The sequence below is a fragment of the Rhodanobacter sp. 7MK24 genome, assembly GCF_014842995.1.
GTDB lineage: Bacteria > Pseudomonadota > Gammaproteobacteria > Xanthomonadales > Rhodanobacteraceae > Rhodanobacter_A.
On the sequence record NZ_JACYXL010000003.1, the window covers coordinates 429028 to 449481 of the forward strand.

The window sequence follows — 20454 nt, forward strand, 5'->3', positions numbered from 1 at the left end:
CTGCGGCTATTCGACGCTGCTCGTCGTCGCCAGCCTAACCCACCGCCAGCCCGCCCGTCACGGACTCGTAGCACGACATGAAACATGCCGCCGGCACGCTCGCCTTCCTCGCCCGCTGTGTCGTCGCCGGCTTGGCCGCGGCCTTCGTGATCGGCCTGCTCTGGCCGGCCAGCGGCGAGCGCCTTCGTGCGCGCCTGCACTTGCCTGTCGCGCAGACCAACGACGCACCGCCCCTCCATGCCCCCGCGTCCTATGCCGATGCGGTCGCCGCGGCGGCGCCCTCGGTGGTGAACATCTATGCCGACAAGATCGTCAACGAACGGGCGATCAAGATGTACGACAACCCCATCCTGCAGCAGATGCTCGGCGGCACGCTCACTACTTATGCGCGCCGCGAACAGACGCTCGGGTCGGGTGTGATCGTCAGCGCGCAGGGCTATGTGCTCACCAACTACCATGTGATCTCGCACGCCACCGACATCCAGGTACTGTTGTACGACGGCCGCGTGGCCAAGGCCACCCTGGTCGGTGCGGACGATGAAACCGATCTCGCCGTGTTGAAGATCGACGCCGGCAACCTGCCGGTGATCCAGCTCGCCGAGCAGAACCTGCGCCCCGGCGACGTGGTGCTGGCGATCGGCAACCCCCTGGGCCTCAACCAGACCGTGACCATGGGCATCGTCAGCGCAGTGGGGCGCCAGTTGAACGCCTCCAGCGCCGAGGATTTCATCCAGACCGATGCGGCGATCAACCTCGGCAATTCCGGCGGCGCCCTGGTCAACACCACGGGCCAGCTGGTGGGCATCAACACCTTGCTGATCAACCAGACCACGAACACCAAAAACATCGGCTTCGCCATTCCGGCCGGGACCGCCAAGAAAGTGCTGGATCAGATCGTCGCCACCGGTCACGTGGTGCGCGGCTGGCTGGGCGCTGATTACACGTTCGTGCCGGTGGACGCCAACAGCGGCCTGCCGCCGGCGGCGCGCGGCGCCTCGGTCGTCGACGTTTACCCGGGCAGTCCCGCAGCGCTGGCCGGCATCCAGCCGCGCGACATCCTGCTGCGCATCGGCGACGACGACATCCGCGACCCGGCAGACCTGCGCCGGCGCGAAGCGGCAATCAAGCCCGGCACCAAGGTGGAAATCTCCGGGCTGCGCAACGGCAGCCCATTCCATGTCACGGCCACGCTGGCCGAACGGCCGCCGATGAGCGCGGCCGCGGCGACCGACAACGGCGAGCAGCAGTGACTCAGCCCGAGCGCTCCGCCTGCGGCTCGTGCAGCTTCGCCTCGTAACGTTTGCGCAGGGTATCCACACGTTCCACGTACACCTGCGTTTCCGCATAGGGTGGTACGCCGTTGTACTTCTCCACCGCCCCGGGGCCGGCGTTGTAGGCCGCAGCGGCGAGGTGCTTGTTCCCGTTGAAGGTGCGCAGCAGCAAGGCCAGGTAACGCGCTCCGCCGCGGATGTTCTGGCTGGGGTCGAACGCGTCGAGGACCCCCATGCTGACAGCCGTGCCCGGCATCAGCTGCATCAATCCCTGCGCCCCCTTGATCGACTGCACGCGCGGATTGAACGCGCTCTCGGCGTGGATGATCGCCCGGATGAAGGCTTCGTCCACGCCCGATTCCCGGCTGGCCAGCTGGATGGCATCCGCGTAGTCGGCCGTGTTGAGATGCACGGTGTCCCAATGGATATTCGAGTGCAGATCGCAGGCGATACAGGTGAGTATCATCAACACGTTCTTCGTCAGCACATCGCCGTTTTGCCGCATGGGTATGGAATCGCCGAAATACACACTGCCGTCGGCGTGCACTACTTTGTAGTAGTGCGTTTCTATGTAGTGGCGCGTCTGTTGATCCTGTGCGGGGTTAGCGCCTGGACCGCTGTCTGCCGCCGAATTTGTCTTCGGCATGGCCTCGGCTGCAGCGACTCCCCTCATTCCTTCCGATGCTGGCCGGGCCGTGGTGAATACCTCGCTGGTTACCTGCGCCAGCGATGCCAGAGGCAATCGGTCGATGCTCGCGCTGTACACGCGCCCCGTCACGCCGGACAGGGACGCCGCCGGTTTCGCCACGGCACGACGCGGCGCCGGACCTTGGGGACCCGCTATGCGGCTGCATCCCCGAAAGCCCACCGTACTGGTGGTATATGCCACTTCGCCGCTGGCTCCGGTGCAGCGGTACAGGGTGCTGGCGTGCGCCTTTGGCAGCCAGAATGCTGCCAGCAGGGCGCAGCCCAGCGCGATCCGTGCAAGGATCATGCTGGTCGTTGGGGAACCGGGAACAGGCCGGCCGGCGTTCCCCCTGTGGCGCACGGCTTCAAACATGGCGGCAGTGTGCCGCCGTGCGACTTCCGCGCCAAGAGCGATCGCATCGTTTCGTGCACCATGCCCGCGCAACGAACCGCCTCAAGTATCTGATCCGACAAGCCCGCTGATGGCAGGTAAGAGCCAGCCGGCGTAAAATGCGCGGTTCGGCGCAATCCGCGCCGCGCCTCGCGCAACCACGGTAACCAGCACCATGAGCGGCAAGCTTTTCATCAAGACCCACGGCTGTCAGATGAACGAGTACGACTCGGCCAAGATGGCCGATGTGCTCAAGGCATCGCACGGCCTGGAGCTGACCCAGGACGAGTCCGAGGCGGACGTGATCCTGGTCAACACCTGCTCGATTCGCGAGAAGGCGCAGGAGAAGGTGTTCAGCCAGCTCGGCCGCTGGAAGGAACACAAGCAGGGCGGCAGGCCAGTGCTGATCGGCGTGGGCGGCTGCGTCGCCTCACAGGAAGGCGAGGCCATCATCAAGCGCGCCCCCTACGTGGACCTGGTGTTTGGCCCGCAGACCCTGCACCGCCTGCCCGAGCTGATCGAGTCGCGCCGCGAAAGTGGCAAGCCGCAGGTGGACATCTCCTTCCCCGAGATCGAGAAGTTCGACAAGCTGCCCGAGCCGCGCGCCGAAGGCCCCACCGCCTTCGTCTCGATCATGGAAGGCTGCTCGAAGTACTGCAGCTACTGCGTGGTGCCCTACACCCGCGGCACCGAGATCAGCCGTCCGTTCGACGACGTGCTGGTGGAAGTGGCGCAGCTCGCCGAACAGGGCGTTCGCGAAGTGAACCTGCTGGGCCAGAACGTCAACGCCTACCGGGGCCCGATGCACGACGGCGGCATCGCGGATCTTGCCGTGCTGATCCACGCTATCGCGCAGATCGAGGGCATCGGCCGCATCCGCTTCACCACCTCGCATCCGCTGGAGTTCTCCGACTCGCTGATCGAGGCCTACGCCAGCGTGCCCAAGCTCGCCAACTTCCTGCACCTGCCGGTGCAGGCCGGCTCGGACCGTATCCTCGCGGCGATGAAGCGCGGCTACACCGCGCTGGAGTTCAAGCAGAAGATCCGCAAGCTGCGCGCGGTGCGCCCGGACATCTGCGTGTCGTCCGACTTCATCGTGGGTTTCCCCGGCGAAACCGACGAGGATTTCGAGAAGACCATGAAGCTGATCGAGGACGTGGGCTTCGACCAGAGCTTCAGTTTCATCTTCTCCGCTCGCCCCGGCACCCCGGCGGCCAGCCTTGCCGACGACACGCCGATGGCGGTGAAGCATCAGCGGCTGGAACGCCTGCAGGCCGCGATCAACGCCAAGGCAAGGGCCATCAACGAGGCGATGGTCGGCACCGTGCAACGCGTGCTGGTGGAAAAGCCCAGCACCAAGAACCCGCACGAACTCGCCGGTCGCACCGAGAACATGCGCTACGTGAACTTCCCCGGCGACGCGCGCATGATCGGCCGCTTCGTGGACGTGCTGGTCACCGAGGCCATGGCCAACTCGCTGCGCGGCCGGGTGCATCTTTCCGAGCACCAAGCTGCCTAATCCCGTATGTCCAATCCCCTGCCACCCGTGCTCTACCATCAGCCGGACAAAACCCGTCACATCATGATCAAACGCGCGCTGGTCGCGGGTAGCCTGTTGGTCTACGCAGTGGCGCTCTATATGGATCCGTACCAGCAAGTGGGACCTGCCAACGACGGATCCTGGGGAGGATTAGCTCTCCTGTTGATAGGCTGGCTCGGCGTGTTTATGGGCATCGTCCCTTGGCTGGCCAATCCTTTCCTGCTGCTTGCCTGGATACTGTCGTTCAGGCAGCGCGGACAAGGCGTGGTGTACGCCAGCGCTAGCGCTATCGCCTTCGGACTTAGCTTCCTGTTCTATCGTGAAATTCCCACGGACGAAGCCGGCCATTACGCGGCTATCGCACACTATCAGGCCGGTTACTGGCTATGGCTGATCAGCATGATCCTGATGCTTGCCACCGGCCTGATCGTCGAGGCGCGCTATCGATCATCGCTCCAGGTTGTCGGGCATCCATGAGTGGCTCCTTGCAGGTCCACGAAATTAGCCCTATCGGCCTCTATGCCATGCATCACCTCCCTCTAAGAGCGCGTCCATGCCCAATGATCTAAACCAACGCGATTTCGCCCTAGACCCGGAAGACAACGCCCGGCTCGCCAGCCTGTGCGGGCCGTTCGACGAGCACCTGCGCCAGATCGAGCTGCGCCTGGGCGTGGAGATCGACCACCGCGGCAACCTGTTCCGGGTGATCGGTGAGGAAACCGGCGCGCGCGCCGCCGAGAAGGTGCTGCGCGCGTTGTACGTCGTCACCGAGAACGAGATCCTCAACGGCGCGAAGATCAATCTGCACCTCGCCGAGTCGGGCGTGGATTCTCTCACCGACGACGCGGGCGAGGGCGCACAGGAAGTCGCCATCAAGGTGAAGCGCGGCGTGATCAAAGGCCGCGGCGCGAACCAGGCGCGCTACCTGCACGCCATCGCGCGCCACGACATCAATTTCGGCGTGGGCCCGGCCGGCACCGGCAAGACCTACCTCGCCGTGGCCAGCGCGGTGGAGGCGCTGGAGGCGAACCGCGTGCAACGCCTGCTGCTAGTTCGTCCTGCCGTCGAGGCTGGCGAGAAACTGGGCTTTCTGCCCGGGGACCTCTCGCAGAAAGTCGACCCCTACCTGCGCCCGCTGTACGACGCGCTGTACGAGATGCTCGGCTTCGAAAAGGTGGCCAAACTGATCGAGCGCAACGTGATCGAGATCGCGCCGCTGGCGTACATGCGAGGCCGTACGCTCAACGACTCCTACGTGATCCTCGACGAGGCGCAGAACACCACCGTCGAACAGATGAAGATGTTCCTCACCCGCATCGGCTTCGGCTCGGTGGCGGTGATCACCGGCGACGTCAGCCAGGTCGACCTGCCCCGCAATGTGCGCTCCGGCCTGCGCCATGCCGTGGAAGTGCTGCGTGGCGTGGACGGCATCAGTTTCACCTTCTTCACCTCGCGCGACGTCGTGCGTCACCCGCTGGTGGCGAAGATCGTGCGCGCCTACGAGGCCTTCGAGCAGGCATCCGAGGAACAAACGCGGTGAGCACGACGACTCTGCATGTGGGCTATGCCGTACCACGCGCCGGCATCCCGTCGTCCACCAGCTTCCGCTGTTGGGTGGAAGCCGCCCTGCGTGGGGCCAAGCGGCGCAAAGCCACCGAGCTTTCCATCCGCATCGTCGATGCCGGCGAAGGCCGTGCGCTCAACCGCGATTACCGCGGCAAGGACTACGCCACCAACGTGCTGTCCTTCGAGGCGGAACTGCCGCCGGGCATGAAGTTGCCGCTGATCGGCGACATGGTGATCTGCGCCCCCGTGGTGGCACGCGAAGCCGCCGAACAAGGCAAGCGCGCACACGACCACTGGGCCCACCTCACCGTGCACGGCGTGCTGCATCTGCTCGGCCATGACCACATCGTCGAGGCCGAAGCCGTGGCGATGGAGGCGCTGGAAACGCGCATCCTCGCAGGCCTGGGCATCGCCGATCCCTATGCGTGACGGCTGCCCATGATTTCCAAACGCTCTGCGCCGGAGGCTGTTTGCGTGCAGGCCAAGGAAGAGCGAAGGAGTGGACGTGCGTCCACGACCGAGCGATGACGCAAGCCTACGCGCAAACAAACCCGGCCCTTCGCGTTGTCATCGATTGAGCGCCATACGGCAGCGCGCGGCTTGACCTGACAGTAGTCTGGCATTGCGCCACGCACTTCCACCGGACGCCCAATCGATGGCAACGCGGGGGTGCTTGGAGATCGTGAGCAGGCTCTTACACCCTGAACTGTCACGCTTTTTCCGCTAGACTCGTGCTTCCGCCCGCATCCGGGCAGTTGCAACCCGAGTAATGAACGACGACCCCGGCAGTACCAGCGGCCCGGCCCATCGCAAATGGTGGGATCGACTGGGCCACCTGTTTTCCGGCGAACCGCGCAACCGCGCGGAACTGATCGACGAGCTGCGCACCGCCCAGGCCAACGGCTTGCTGAGCGCCGACACGCTGCCCATGCTGGAGGGCGCGCTCAAGGTCACCGAGCTCACCGTGGACGACGTGATGGTGCCGCGCGTGCAGATCGTGATGATCGCCGCCGACGCCCCGCTTTCCGACATCCTTTCCGCCGTAGTCGAATCGGGCCATTCGCGCTTTCCCGTGCACGGCGAGGACAAGGACGAGATCCTCGGCGTGCTGCTGGCCAAGGACCTGTTGAAGTACTTCGGCAACGGTGCCGATTTCGACATCCGCGCGATCCTGCGCCCCGCGGTGCTGATTCCCGAGTCGATGCGCCTCAACGTGCTGCTGGCGGAGTTCCGCCGCAGCCGCAACCACCTGGCGATGGTGGTGGACGAATACGGCGGCGTGGCCGGCCTCATCACCATTGAGGACGTGCTCGAGCAGATCGTCGGCGAGATCGACGACGAGCACGACGACGCGGAAGAGCCGGCGCAGATTCATGTCCAGGCCGACGGCTCATGGCTGGTCAGCGCGCTCACGCCCATCGAGGACTTCAACGAGGAAATCGGCGCGGACTTCTCCGACGAAGAGTTCGACACCATCGGCGGCCTCGTCACCGCCGAGTTTGGCCATCTGCCCGAAGTGGACGAGGAAACTACGGCAGGTGAATTCCGGTTCCACGTCACCGAAGCCGATGACCGCCGCGTGCAACAGTTCCACGTAACGCGCCGCGCGTCGGACGCCTGAACCACGCATCTGCTGTGACCAATGGGCTATGGCTTTCACCCCTCCCCTGGTTGCAGAGGAGGGGTGCGGCGGGATACACCTCTCGTCACAAGCCTTCCCTTGTCCCATGCTTTCCCTGCGTTCAGGGGAAGATGAAAAGCCCGGAACCCATGCGCCCTACCACCCGCCTGCTCACCTTCCTTGTCCTGCTCCTGTTGGCCGTCTTGCCTGCCCATGCCAGCATCGCCAATGCTCCTGGCGCCAACCTGGAAGTCTCGCTGGTCACCTATGGGCCCGGCGACGTGTATTGGGAGCGCTTCGGCCACGACGCGCTGGAGCTGCGTGACACCGTCAGCGGCGAGGCGATGAACTTCAACTACGGCGTGTTCGACTTCAACGAGAAGAACTTCTTCCTCAACTTCGCACGCGGCCGCATGCACTACCTGATGGATGCAGAGCCCACCGAGGACGAGGAGAGCTACTACGTGCAGGTAGGCCGTTCGATCACGCGCCAGCATCTCGCCCTCTCGCCGGGGCAGGCTGCCGCGCTGCGCGACTTCCTGCTCTGGAACCTGCGCCCGGAAAACGCCGGCTACAACTACGACTACTACGCCGACAACTGCACCACCCGCGTGCGGGATGCATTGGACAAGGCGCTTGGCGGTGTCATCAAGGCGCACCTGACTGCACAAGCGGCCGGCATGACCTACCGCCAGCAGACCGACCGCCTGATGAGCGCCCAGCCCTGGCTCATGTTGCTGCTCGACCTGGGACTCGGCCCCTATGCCGACCAACCGCTCAATGCGTGGCAGGGAAGCTTCCTTCCCGCCGAGTTGCAGGCGAACCTGCGCGACGTCCGCGTAACCGACGATCAGGGTGGCAAGCGACCATTGGTGCAGGACGAGCAACTGCTGTCACCCAACCATGTTTCGGTGCCGCCGGCACTGGCACCCGATCTACGCATGCCGCTCGGCATAGCCGGCTTGATCTTCGCCATCGCGCTCGCGCTGACCGCGCAACGCTGGCCAACGGCGCACGCACTACTCAGCACACTCTACCTCTTCGCCGCCGGCCTCGTCGGCGTCGTGTTGCTCGCGCTATGGACGCTCACCAGCCACCACTCCGCCTGGGCCAACGCCAACCTGCTGTTGTTCAGCCCGCTCGCTTTCCTGCTTCTGCGCTCACCAATGCGTACACGATGCGGAACCACACCCACGCGTTTCGCCAACACCGTGCTGGCATTGCAACTGTTCGCCACGCTAGTCGCAGTGCTGCTGCACCTGCTGCCCGGTACCGTGCAGCAGAACCAGCCGTGGATCCTGTTTGCGTTGCCGGTGTGGCTGGCAGTGGCGAGGGGCTTGCGGACAAACAAGCCCCGACTGAAACAATGAGTATCAACGCGTAACCGAAGGCTTGGTGGAGGACGTTCCGGCTGCTTCGCCCTTGCTTGCTGCGTCGAGCCCGAGCATTTGTGCCAGAACCGGCCCGAGAGATGCAGCAAAGCTTCCGGTCAGATGCTGTGAATCACGAAAAACTACTAATCCTCGCTGTTCCGCCGAGCACATCCCATTTGGACAAACCAGCTGGTTCATATCCAGCATGCTGACGTTACCGTAGTGGGCCGCAACCTGTTCTAACCACAAATACACCTGATATGCATTCGGATTCGCTGCCGGGGCACTGCAGTTATGCTGCAGCCCGAGCCATGACGGGCGCCCCGCATGCTCTGCCAGACAGTCCGGCCCATCGAAGGGCAAGGTCGGCGTATCACGCAAGATGTAGATGTGACCTGTAGCAGCAGCCAATATGCCAAGTACCTTGCCCGTACCGACGATCCATTGCTCTCTGGTGAAGCCATATTCGGCGCTGCCAAGCATTACAACATCTGGCTTGATCGCAGCAACCTGCTTCAGTGCATTTTCCCTCCAAACCGAGCACACGGTGTACTCCTTCCCGATGCGTGCGTAGAAGAACGGCTCATCCACCATCGGGCATGACGACTTGGTCAGCACTAGCAGGCGCCAACCTGGCCGATCAAAAGCCTTGGCAACTGCGGGAAACCACTGCCCGACATGACTGTCGCCAATCAGTACCGCCGTATGCCTCGCGTCGGCTGGACCGAATGCACAGATGTGCACTTGATCACTGTGATACCAGTCATCACAGTGCATGCCATAAATTGCCGGTCCATCGAAATGTGCTGCAGCGTAGCGCTGCACGATGGGTAGTTGCACTCGCTCGGAAGCTTGGTTGTACCAGTGCTCACACAAGCTGGTGGCCAACAGCATTAGCACCAAAGCACCGAAGATCGACATGCGTGGGTGCACCAGCCACTCACGCAGATTGCGGATCGGCGTCTCGATAAATCGACAGGAGATCCAGGCCAACAACAACGAAAGCAGCACCCAGCATGCACGATATAACGGCGCATTCGAGCCCGTGATCGCTCGACCGAGCAGCAAGATCGGCCAATGCCAGAGATACCATGAATAAGAGATGCTACCGAACCACTGCAGTGGTCGCCATGACAGTAGTCGCGATGCACCAACTGGCGCTGCGGTTACGGAACCGGTCGCGACGACACCGATCGCACCCAGTGTCGGCAGCAACGCGTATGCGCCGGGATATGGAATATCGGCACTGAACCGCCATCCCGTCAGCACGATTAATGCCAGCCCTAGCCAACCAGCCGTATGCGACCACATCACGTGGCGATCCCACCACGGTGTGGCCGTCGATGCGCCGGGCACCTTGAAACACAGCCAGACCAGTGCACCTGCGGCGAACTGCCACGCGCGCATCGGCATCATGTAGAACGCCAGCTGCGGCGCCTCATAGCTCAGCCACACGCACGTAGCAAAGCTGGCGGTTGCCACCACGAGCATGCCGACCTTTAGACGCGACAGGCCGCGCTCACCATCACACCCAAGCAACCATACCAGCAGCATCGGCCAGATCAGGTAGAACTGCTCTTCCACACCAAGCGACCAAGTGTGCAGAAACAGATTAGTTCCGGTGCCGGGCGCGAAGTAATCCAGTTGAGCAAATGCAAAATGGATATTGCTCAACCACAACGCCACCATCGCTGCGGTGCAAGATTGCTCCTGCTGCTCAGTTGGAGCTAACAGGAGCGCTGCGCATACCCCAACCACCAGCAACATCGTCAGCAGCGCCGGTAGCAAGCGGCGCAGACGGCGCACATAGAACTCCGCGAAACGCAGCCGCCCCGTATTCGACACCTCCTGTACCAGCAAGCCGGTGATCAGGAAGCCCGACAGCACGAAGAACACGTCTACGCCGACGAAACCTCCAAGCAGCCATGGCACGCCTGCGTGCATCGCTACAACCAACAGGATGGCCACAGCGCGCAGACCCTCCAGATCAGCTCGATAACCCAACCTGTAATCGCGATCCTTCATCGCCTCAACACCCCTGCTCCCGTTGCAAATGTAGTTCGGAATGGTACAGGTTGGCACTCTTAACGGTAGCTCACCCATTATGTGAAATGCGCGGCAATCGGCGGCAATACCAGGCCGCGTCAGCATTGCCCGGATGTGTATCGAGGCGGCATCATGCAGATATGCCCATGCCCTCAATCACCTCAATCGATGCTCATATGGAGATCAACTGCGTCGCCTATCAAAACAATGGCACACGCATCGGCGACGTGAGCATCGACTCGATCAGCGACGTACTCAAGGAGCCGGACACCTTCGTGTGGGTGGGACTGAACGAGCCCGATGAAGCGTTACTGCTGAAGCTGCAGGAAGAGTTCGACCTGCACGATCTCGCCATCGAGGATGCGCAAAGCGCACACCAGCGCACCAAGATCGAGGCCTACGGCAACTCGCTGTTCATCGTGGTGCAGACGGCGCAGTTGGACAACGGCCACATCGCCTTCGGCGAAACGCATATCTTCCTGGGGCCACGCTACCTGGTCACCGTTCGCCACGGCGCATCGCTGTCGTACGCCCCGGCGCGGCGCAGCTGCGAACACACGCCGGAACTGCTGGCGCTGGGCCCCAGCTATGGCCTGTACAGCGTGCTGGACTTCATCGTGGACAACCTGCTGCCCATCGTGCGCGACCACCGAGAGGAACTGCAGGAGCTGGAGCAGAGCATTTTCTCCGAAAACTTCAACCGCGATACCGTGCGTCGCCTGTACGACATGCAGCGCGACCTGATGACGCTTCGTCTTGCCGTAGCCCCGTTGCAGGACGTCATCAGCCAGCTGGTGCGCCTGCATCCGCAACTGATCCCCGACGAGCTCGCGGTGTATTTCCGCGACGTGCACGACCATGTGACACGGGTGAACGACTCCATCAACGCCATGCGCGAGATGCTCGCCGCAGCAATCAACGTGAATCTTTCACTGGTCACTTTCGGCCAGAACGAAGTGATGAAAAAACTCGCCGGCTGGGCCGCGATGCTCGCCGCCCCCACCCTCATCACCAGCTGGTACGGCATGAATTTCCAACACATGCCCGAACTGTCCAAGCCGTGGAGCTACCCGCTCATCATCGGAGTGGTGGCCTGCCTGGTCGGCGGCATCTACATCGGATTGAAGCGGGCGAAGTGGCTGTAGGGGCGCGTCTTGCGCGCCCCTACAGGCCAGCCCTTATTGCTGCGGCTCAGCGGTCCACTTCTTCAACCACTCATTCACCGTGTCGTGCCAGAGCACGCTGTTATGCGGCTTCAGCACCCAGTGATTCTCGTCCGGGAAAGTGAGGAACTCGCTGGGGATACCGCGACGCTGCATCGCGGTAAACGCCCCCAGGCCCTGCGTGATCGGGATGCGGAAGTCGTCCCCGCTGTGCACCACCAGCATCGGCACGCGCCAGTCCTTGACGTGATCGATCGGATTGAACTTCTCGTAATTGTCCGGCACCTCGAACTGCGGGCCACCGTTCTCGTGTTCCTCGAACCACAGTTCCTCGGTGGCGTAATACATCATGCGTGCATCGAACACGCCGTCGTGGTCGACGAGACACTTCCACGGCTGGTTCCACACACCGGCGATCCAGTAGGTCATGTAACCGCCGTAGCTCGCTCCCAGGGCGCACGCGCGATTGCCGTCGAGGAAGCCGTACTTGCCCAGCGCGGCCTGCCAGCCGAGCTTGAGATCCTGCAGCGGCTTGCCGCCCCAGTCGCCCGAGATGGCATCGGTGAACTTCTGCCCGTAGCCGGTAGAGCCGTGGAAATTGACGGTGACCACCGCAAAGCCCTGCCCCGCATAGGTCTGCGGGTTCCAGCGGTAGCTCCAGCTGTTGGTCATTGCGCCCTGCGGGCCGCCATGGATGATGAAGGCCACCGGGTACTTCTTGCCTGGCTGGTAGCCCACCGGCTTCACCACGTAACCCTGCACGGTTTCGTCGTTCCAACCCTTGAAGGTGAAGAACTCGAAGTCGCCCTCGTGCGCGTTCGCAAGCATCGCAGCGTTGTAGTGGGTGACCTGTTTGAGATCCTTGCCGTCGGCATCCACAGTGTAGAGATCGGTGGGACGCTTCAGATCGTTGCGCGCAATCAGCAAGCGCGAACCGGCCAACGAATAGCTGTCCACTTCGCCATCGCCCACTATCTGGCGCACCTTGCCGCTGGCCGCATCGACGGCGAACAGCGGATGCTGACCATTGTCGTCGGCGGTGACGTAAAGCGTCTTGCCGTCCGCGGAAATACCCATGCCACCCGGCGAGCGATCCCACTGCGGGTCGATCTCGTGCGTCGCACCCGTGGCCAGGTTCAGCGCCATGATGCCGAAGCGGTCCGCCTCGAAACGCGGCGTTTTCATCGCAAGGTAGTACAGCGTCTTGCCGTCTGGCGAAGGCACCGGATAGGCATCCCAGGCCTTGTTCGCAGCAGTGAGGTTCACCGGCGCCGCGGAACCATCGGCCGGCACCTTGTATATGTCGAAGTTGGTGGACCACGGTTCGCTGTTGCCGGCGACGCGCACGTCGAAGTACACCGTCTTGCCGTCGGGTGAGAACGCGAATTCGCCGTCGTCGCCGAAGGGCTTGCTTGGGATGTCACCATCGATGCCGCGCGAAAGCAGGGTCGGCTCCGCGGGCAGCTGGCCTTTGGCATCGAAGTGCCCGAGGTAGAGCTGATTGCGCGTGCCGTCGGCCCAGGTATCCCAATGCCGCACGAACAATTTCTTGTAGATCGTGCCGCTGGCCTTGTCCGCCGCACGCTTGTCCTGCATCTGCTTGGTGCAGGCAAGCGTGCCGCAATCGGTGAACACCGCGTAGGAAAGCAGCACGCTCTTGCCATCCGGCGCCAGCTTGTAGGCCTGCACGTCCAGCGCACCATGGCTCACCTGTATCGGCGCCTTGTGGCCAGCGAGGTCCAGACCACCGTTGCCCGCCGCGAAATCCAGCCGCCACAACTGCGCCACGGCACCGCCCGGCGCTATGTAATAAAGGCTTCTGCCGTCAACCGACCAGCGCGGCGACGAAGCCCCCTTGTCCACCACTGTCACCGGCTTGCCGTCGTGCGACAGGTCCAGCACCGCGAGGGCGTTGACGCCCTTGTTCGCCGCGTAATCCGTGCTGCGCACGCCAAATGCGGCGTAGCGTCCGTCCGCCGACAGCTGCGGGTCGCTCACCCGCTGCATCATCACCAGGTCGCGCACGTTGAACGAATGCGGCGCGTGGTCCACGGTGATCGCGGTGTCCACCGACGCAACGGTGTCGGTATCCGCCGCCAGCGCGGGAGAAGTCGCCAGCGCTAGCAATAGAGCGGTAATCAGGGTGCTCTTCATGATGATTCCCAAAACGGATTGGCAAAGAAGCAAGGTAAGCAGAGTACGAATGCTGCGCAAGCCAAGATCAAGAACCCTCGACCATATGCCTGGGACGACATGCGTCAGCTCGATCAACCACGAACTGACAAAAAACGTCACATGCTGACCATATGAGCCGCGTACCGTGAAAAAGTCCCAATCTCCAGGGGCCGCATATAGCTATCCAATTCCATATTGGAGACGGAAGGCTTTCGTGATCACACGCACAGCACACATGCACCAAAAAATGAGGCAATATAGCCGCGGTAGCCGTGGCACGTTAGGTGCTTTGATACTGCCAGCTTCCTGGTTGTTCCTGACCATGAGTCGTGAGGGTTCGATCCCGCCTAGGGGGTATCGGGGCCGGAACCCGGGGGGCCACAACGCTAGCTAGCCAACAGAGGAACCACCATGAAGAACCTGCAGAAAGGCTTCACCCTGATCGAACTGATGATCGTGGTCGCGATCATCGCCATCCTGGCAGCCATCGCCATCCCGCAGTACCAGAACTACATCACCAAGTCGCAGTTCTCGGAGTCGCAGACCATCGCCGATGGCCTGAAAACCCCCATCGTGGAGTACTTCAACCAGACCGGTAACTGCCCGACCAACGGCCAAGGCAGTGTCGCCGCTGCTGGCGCCAGCTACGTAGGCAAGTATGTCGCGACGGCCACGGCTGGTGGTACCGCCCCCTCTTGCACCATTACGGTTGCGTTCAAGGCCCAAGGTTCGGTATCCACCCCGCTGGGTAGCAAGACGGTGGTCTTCACCGGCACGAACAACGGCGGCTCCTTCTCGTGGGTGTGCGACAAGAGCCACGCCAGCGGCATCCCCACCCAGGATGAACCGACTGCCTGCGTGGGCAACTGATAGATTCAGAAGGGCATTATTCGCCCAACCCAAAAGCCCCTCATTCGAGGGGCTTTTTTTTGCGACGCAAAACACGTTTGAACCCGGCCGCTGGCGTGCCAATTGCTTGGTAATTCATATATACAAGGGGCACTACCGACATGAAACATGTACGCGGCTTTACCTTGATTGAGTTGATGATCGTGGTGGCGATCATTGCCATCCTCGCCAGCATTGCCATATCGGTCTATGCCAACTCCATTACTAAGGCACAACTGAGCGAGGCCTTCACTATCGCCGACGGTGTCAAATCCAATATTTCGGATTACTACACGCAGAACGGAAACTGCCCTACGCTGGGTACGGACCTTCCAGCAGGCGCCAGCTACAGCGGCAAATATGTGGCCAGCATCAGCGTCGCTGCTGGCGGCTCGGGATGCGCCATCACCGCATTGATGCGTAACAATACAGTCGCCCCCCAATTGCAGGGCAAGCAGGTCACGTTAACCATGAGCGGAACCGGTGGTGCTGTGAGCTGGCAATGCAGCAGCAACGCAGCCCCCATGTATTTACCCAAAACTTGTCAGTAGCCTCCATCGCCGCGCCTTCAATCCGACGCACTCCATCAGGACTTTTGATGCCTGCACGAACACGCGCCCTGCTCGCGCTGACGATCACGGTACTCGTATGCCTAGCGCTGTATTGGCCGGCCATGCATGGTCCCTTTCTGTTCGATGATTTCCCCAACCTAGCAGCGCTGGACAGCATCGATCATGTGTCGAGCTGGCGGGACTTGGGCATATACCTTTCTCAGCCACGTAATTTTCCGGGTCGACCGGTGGCCATGTTGAGCTTTCTGCTGCAGAAGGCTTCCTGGCCGGATCACCCGTTCCCGTTTCGCCTGGTCAACGTGAGCATCCATCTGCTCAACGGTGTGCTGGTGTTCGCGCTGGTTTATCGCATTGCACGCCAGTGGCTTGGTAGCCGAACCACGCCAGGTTCACTCGACAACAGCGCTTACCTGGCTGCGTGCCTGACGGCGGCGGCGTGGTTGCTCAACCCAATCCAGCTTTCGGGCGTGGTGCTTGTGGTTCAACGCATGACCCTTTTGATGGCCATGTTCATGTTGTTGGGTTTATTGGCGTACATACAAGGATTGCTGGCCACAGAATTGTCCACTCGGCGACGTGGCATGTGGATGGTGCTTGGGCTGGGTGCATGCATGGGCCTCGCTTTCCTGAGCAAGGAAAACGGCATTCTGCTTCCGATGTACGCGCTAGTGCTGGACGCCACGCTGCTGCGTACGAACGTACAACGGCTGCCACCGATGTTGGCATGGCTGCGCCGGCTGTTGATCTGGCCTGCCGTGGTGTTCGTTGTCGGCTACTTGATCTGGATACTTCCCGCCGCGTGGGGGCACCATGATGCCCGTGATTTCACCGTCGGGCAGCGGCTTTTGACGGAACCCCGCATCTTGTGCGACTACCTCGGCAAGATTTTCCTACCGCGCTTTGGCCTGTACGGCCTGTATCACGATGGTTATGTCGTATCGCACAGCCTCACTTCTCCGTGGACGACATTACCTGCACTGCTAGCCCTGCTCTGCTCACTAGTAATGGCGGCGTTGGGCCTACGCCGCTGGCCGCTGCTTGCCCTAGCGGTGCTCTGGTACCTTGGCGGCCAGTTGCTGGAAAGCTCCACGGTAATGCTGGAACTGTATTTCGAGCATCGCAATTACGTGCCGTTGATCGGCCCGTTGATGGCCTTGGCACTGGCCTTAGCGCAGCTGCCCCAAGGGCATCAGCAACGCATGCTGACCATGCTTTCGGGCCTCTGGTTACTGGCCTGCTGTATCACGACCACGCTCAGCGCTCGCGTGTATGCGTCCGAGGATCACTTGGCCTTGGTCTGGGCCAATAGTCAACCGGACTCGGTGCGTGCCCAAACCTATCTGGCCGAACGCCTCTACAAGCACGGCCAGTCAGCTGCGGCGCTGCAGGTCATCGACAAAGCCGCCCAACTGCATCCGAACGACGCCTCCTTGGCCGAAAATGGCGCGTTCCTCAAATGCGAACAAGGCAACCTGACACAGGCTGACCTGAGCAAGCTGGATGTGCTGCTGCGCACCGCCATTTTCGACCGCAGCGGCATGGAAGGCATAGAAACGCTGCGCCAACTGGCTGCTCAAGGGAAATGTCCAGCTCTTACGCCAGCGACCTGGTTGAGCCTCGCCGATGCGCTGTTGGCCAATCCGGAATATCACAACAACGGCCTCGCGTCAGGCTTCCTGCACTACCAGCGGCATAGCTGGGCGGTGAGCCAAGGTAATCTCGGCATGGCCATCCACGAACTGGAGGCAACCTGGCTGAATGACCCAGACGCAGAGATCCCGCGTCTGGAGGCCAAATATATGGTCAGCGCCGGGCTGTATGACCAAGCCGTCAATGTGCTGCGCGATGTCGACTACAATCGCCTGCCGTTGCTGCGCCGCCTGCTCGTGAATGATCGCGCCATCAATGCAGCAGACATCGTCGAAATCGAGAAGATGCGCAAGACTGCCGAGGGCAGGGCTACCGGCAAGGCCCCATAAAGGTCATTTGGCGCTCCATGCGCCACAATAGTGGCCCCTCTCACGATTTCGATGAAATGAGCTTTTCTTGGAAAACGCGTGCAGCTCGCTGGTTGTTGCCGATTTCGCTGCTGGTTGTCACGATCGTCTATTGGCCGGGCCTGCTCGGATACTGGCTGTTCGACGACTACCCGAATATCGTGGACAATCCAGGCGTGCAACCGCACCAAGTCACCATACCAGTCTTGGTGCGCGCCGCTCTTTCCTCTCCGGCTAGCGCGTTCTTCAAACGCCCGCTGGCCTCACTAAGCTTCGTAGCGAATTATCTGGCCGACGGCCTGGATCCGTTCGGATGGAAGCTAGTGAATCTCATCATTCATCTGTTGAATGGCGTGCTTGTATTCGTTTTGGCGCGACGCTTAGTCACCGCCACGACGAAGGCCTCGGCCACAGCGGTTAGCCACATAAGAGCCGCGGATGCCCCTCCTAACGGAACCGTGATTGCCGCATTGATCGCCGCCGGCTGGATGCTACTGCCAATCAATCTTACCGCCGTGCTGTATGTAGTGCAGCGCGAAGAAAGTCTGGCGAATCTGTTTGTGCTGCTTGGGCTGATCGGCTACGTGGCTGGACGGCAAAGAATGTTGCGCGGCAATGGCATTACTGACTTCTCATTTACAGATGAAGTACGAAATGGACGGAGCGGCTTATGGCTGTGTATTGTCTGTATCACGCTACCCACTGCTATTGGTCTGCTCGTCAAAGAAACAGCAGTAATGCTTCCGCTGTATGCGTTCCTGATCGAATGGCTCGTATTCCACTTTCGACAACATTGCCCGACCTCCGCGGGACCGCGGGATAAACGCATCACGACCCTGTTCGTACTTGTACTGCTCTTGCCAATGGCCGTCGGCTCGGCGTGGCTATTGCCGCAAGTACTAGGCGCCTCCGGCTGGGCCACTCGTAATTTCACCCTTGATTCGCGATTGCTGAGCGAGGCACGCATTGTTTGTGGCTATCTAGCATGGACGCTGCTGCCCACGCCCCACGCGTTGTCGTTTTACCATGACCAAGTCCGTGTCTCGACCGGCCTGCTGACACCGTGGACCACCCTTGCCAGCCTGCTTGGCCTGATCGCACTTGTCGCCGCGATGTTCCGGTTGCGTCGTCGACAACCGCTGGTTGCGTTGGGCATCGCCCTCTACCTCGGGTGCCATCTGCTGACAGGCACCATCCTGCCACTGGAACTGGTATACGAACATCGCAACTATTTCGCCAGCCTCGGCGTGCTGTTGGCAGTCGTGCCATGGCTAGCAGAGGCAGGGCGAGAGGCAACGGCTTGGCTGTGGCTGCGCCGCATTGCGCTTGCCAGCTTGATGCTGTGGTGGACGGTTCTCACCGCCATCACTGCCTTTGCCTGGAGCAACCCGCTGCGATTGGCGCAGGAGCTAGCCGAACGTGCGCCAGATTCGCCCCGCGCGCAATACGAGCTCGGCCGCACCTACATCATCTATTCCCATTACGACCCTGCCTCACTCTATACCCGACTAGCCTATGCACCGCTGGAAAAGGCCGCGAGCTTTCCCGAATCCTCGATCCTTCCGCAACAGGCACTGATCTTCATGAACTCGCGCATGGGCCTGCCGCTCAAGACCGAGTGGTGGGACAGCATGATCGCCAAGCTGAAGGAACGGCCTCCTGGCGTGCAGGACGAGAGCTCCCTTGTCGCCCTCGTTCAGTGCTCCCGGGATGGCGCGTGCCCGTTGCCCACCGATCGCATGATCCAGGCTTTCCAGGCAGCGCTTGCGCACCCAACACCGCGTTTGCAGGCCGCCTATGCCGACTACGCATGGAATGTGCTCGACGACCATGCCTTGGGCATACGGATGATCGAATCCGCCGTGAAGGGGGCCCCTAGCGAACCTGCCTATCAGGTCACCATGATCCGTATGCTTGCCTCGCAGGAGCAGCGGGACGAAGCGATCAAGGCTCTGAATAGGCTACGCTTGCTGGATACTGGTGGCAGGCTGGACAGCCAATTGGGCGAGCTCAGCAACCTCCTTCGCTTGCACTAAGGCAAAGAACTCTTCAATGAAGCGCGCGCTGATCTCGGGTATCACGGGCCAGGATGGGGCATATCTAGCCGAATTCCTCTTGGCAAAAGGCTATGAGGTGCACGGCATCAAGCGCCGTGCATCGTCTTTCAACACGAATCGCATCGACCATCTCTATCAGGACCCGCACGAGCCGGAACGCCAATTCTCCCTGCACTATGGCGACCTGACGGATGCCACCAATCTGATCCGTATCGTCCAGCAGGTACAGCCTGACGAAATCTACAATCTCGGCGCCCAGAGTCACGTACAGGTGTCGTTCGAGACACCCGAATACACCGCCAATGCCGATGCCCTGGGCACACTGCGCTTGCTGGAAGCCATCCGCATCCTGGGACTCGGCGACAAGACGCGCTTCTATCAGGCATCGACCTCGGAACTGTACGGATTGACCAAGGAAACGCCACAGCGGGAAACCACTCCTTTTCATCCGCGCTCACCTTATGGGGTAGCCAAGCTTTACGCCTACTGGATTGCCGTCAATTATCGCGAGTCGTACGGGATCTATGCCTGCAATGGCATCCTTTTCAATCATGAGTCCCCCTTGCGCGGCGAAACATTCGTGACCCGCAAAATCACCCGTGGTCTGGCACGTATTCACCGAGGCCTTCAGGAGTGCCTACATCTCGGCAACCTCGACGCCAAGCGTGACTGGGGCCACGCACGCGATTATGTGGAAGCGCAATGGCTAATGCTGCAGCAGCCGCAACCTGAAGACTTCGTGATAGCGACCGGCGAGCAGCACACTGTTCGTGAGTTTGTTGAACGCGCCGCGCGCGAAATGGGTATCACGCTCGATTGGCGCGGCGAGCGAGCCGCCGAGGAAGGTATCGCCATCGATGTACCGCCGGATTCGGCGGTCAAACCAGGCCAGCGCATCGTGGCCATCGATTCACGCTACTACCGCCCTGCCGAAGTCGATTCGCTGCTCGGCGATGCCAGCAAGGCGCGTCAGCGCCTGGGTTGGTCGCCCCGTATCGGTTTCTCGCAACTCGTCGCCGAGATGATGCATTCCGACATGGCATTGGCAAAGCGCGACGCCCTCATGCATCAGGCCGGTTTCCAAACCCATTCGGCGCAGGAATGAAG

16 protein-coding genes are annotated in these 20454 nt (G+C 61.5%); 13 read left to right on the top strand and 3 right to left on the bottom strand.

Going from position 1 to position 20454, the window contains the following annotated elements; all coding sequences use genetic code 11:
* The first annotated feature begins 77 nt into the window (after window positions 1–77).
* Window positions 78–1250 carry a trypsin-like peptidase domain-containing protein gene (locus IHE49_RS08470; protein WP_192156797.1) on the top strand — a complete coding sequence of 391 codons (1173 nt, stop codon included), beginning with the start codon at window positions 78–80 and terminating at the stop codon, window positions 1248–1250.
* A gap of 1 nt (window position 1251) precedes the next feature.
* Here IHE49_RS08470 and IHE49_RS08475 read toward each other — a convergent pair whose 3' ends face one another.
* Entirely contained in the window at window positions 1252–2265 is a 1014-nt protein-coding gene (locus tag IHE49_RS08475) for a lytic transglycosylase domain-containing protein (RefSeq protein WP_225578284.1), read from the bottom strand.
* 259 nt (window positions 2266–2524) lie between these two features.
* Between IHE49_RS08475 and miaB the strand changes: the two genes are divergently transcribed.
* The 6 genes from miaB (at window position 2525) to IHE49_RS08505 (ending at window position 8446) form a co-directional block, all read left to right on the top strand.
* Entirely contained in the window at window positions 2525–3868 is a 1344-nt protein-coding gene (gene miaB, locus IHE49_RS08480; protein ID WP_192156801.1) for a tRNA (N6-isopentenyl adenosine(37)-C2)-methylthiotransferase MiaB, read from the top strand.
* A 6-nt stretch (window positions 3869–3874) separates the two neighbouring features.
* Window positions 3875–4366: a hypothetical protein gene (locus IHE49_RS08485; RefSeq protein WP_192156803.1), complete on the top strand. Its 492-nt coding sequence runs from the start codon at window positions 3875–3877 to the stop codon at window positions 4364–4366.
* Between the two features lie 76 nt (window positions 4367–4442).
* A complete protein-coding gene (locus IHE49_RS08490; protein ID WP_192156805.1) occupies window positions 4443–5429 on the top strand; it encodes a PhoH family protein in 987 nt (328 codons plus the stop codon).
* Window positions 5426–5884: an rRNA maturation RNase YbeY gene (gene ybeY, locus IHE49_RS08495; RefSeq protein ID WP_192156807.1), complete on the top strand. Its 459-nt coding sequence runs from the start codon at window positions 5426–5428 to the stop codon at window positions 5882–5884. The genes IHE49_RS08490 and ybeY overlap by 4 nt, the downstream gene beginning before the upstream one ends.
* 340 nt (window positions 5885–6224) lie before the next feature.
* Complete coding sequence (locus IHE49_RS08500) at window positions 6225–7076, top strand: transporter associated domain-containing protein (protein ID WP_192156809.1); 852 nt, start codon at window positions 6225–6227, stop codon at window positions 7074–7076.
* A gap of 149 nt (window positions 7077–7225) precedes the next feature.
* Entirely contained in the window at window positions 7226–8446 is a 1221-nt protein-coding gene (locus tag IHE49_RS08505; protein WP_192156811.1) for a DUF4105 domain-containing protein, read from the top strand.
* Window positions 8447–8449: 3 nt separating this feature from the next.
* Here IHE49_RS08505 and IHE49_RS08510 read toward each other — a convergent pair whose 3' ends face one another.
* Window positions 8450–10474: an acyltransferase family protein gene (locus IHE49_RS08510; RefSeq protein WP_192156813.1), complete on the bottom strand. Its 2025-nt coding sequence runs from the start codon at window positions 10472–10474 to the stop codon at window positions 8450–8452.
* A gap of 197 nt (window positions 10475–10671) precedes the next feature.
* On the opposite strand from IHE49_RS08510, the gene IHE49_RS08515 reads away from it, so the two are divergent.
* Entirely contained in the window at window positions 10672–11640 is a 969-nt protein-coding gene (locus IHE49_RS08515; RefSeq protein WP_192157114.1) for a magnesium and cobalt transport protein CorA, read from the top strand.
* A gap of 33 nt (window positions 11641–11673) precedes the next feature.
* Here the strand turns inward: IHE49_RS08515 and IHE49_RS08520 are convergent, their stop codons facing one another.
* Entirely contained in the window at window positions 11674–13812 is a 2139-nt protein-coding gene (locus IHE49_RS08520) for a S9 family peptidase (protein WP_192156815.1), read from the bottom strand.
* A 432-nt stretch (window positions 13813–14244) separates the two neighbouring features.
* Between IHE49_RS08520 and IHE49_RS08525 the strand changes: the two genes are divergently transcribed.
* The 5 genes from IHE49_RS08525 (at window position 14245) to gmd (ending at window position 20452) form a co-directional block, all read left to right on the top strand.
* Window positions 14245–14703 (top strand): pilin, encoded by a 459-nt coding sequence (locus tag IHE49_RS08525; protein WP_192156817.1) that lies wholly within the window; start codon window positions 14245–14247, stop codon window positions 14701–14703.
* A gap of 140 nt (window positions 14704–14843) precedes the next feature.
* Window positions 14844–15272 (top strand): pilin, encoded by a 429-nt coding sequence (locus IHE49_RS08530; RefSeq protein ID WP_192156819.1) that lies wholly within the window; start codon window positions 14844–14846, stop codon window positions 15270–15272.
* Between the two features lie 47 nt (window positions 15273–15319).
* Entirely contained in the window at window positions 15320–17272 is a 1953-nt protein-coding gene (locus tag IHE49_RS08535) for a hypothetical protein (protein WP_192156822.1), read from the top strand.
* Between the two features lie 17 nt (window positions 17273–17289).
* Window positions 17290–19326 (top strand): hypothetical protein, encoded by a 2037-nt coding sequence (locus IHE49_RS08540; protein WP_225578285.1) that lies wholly within the window; start codon window positions 17290–17292, stop codon window positions 19324–19326.
* A gap of 16 nt (window positions 19327–19342) precedes the next feature.
* Entirely contained in the window at window positions 19343–20452 is a 1110-nt protein-coding gene (gmd, locus tag IHE49_RS08545) for a GDP-mannose 4,6-dehydratase (RefSeq protein ID WP_192156824.1), read from the top strand.
* The last annotated feature ends 2 nt before the right edge of the window (window positions 20453–20454 follow it).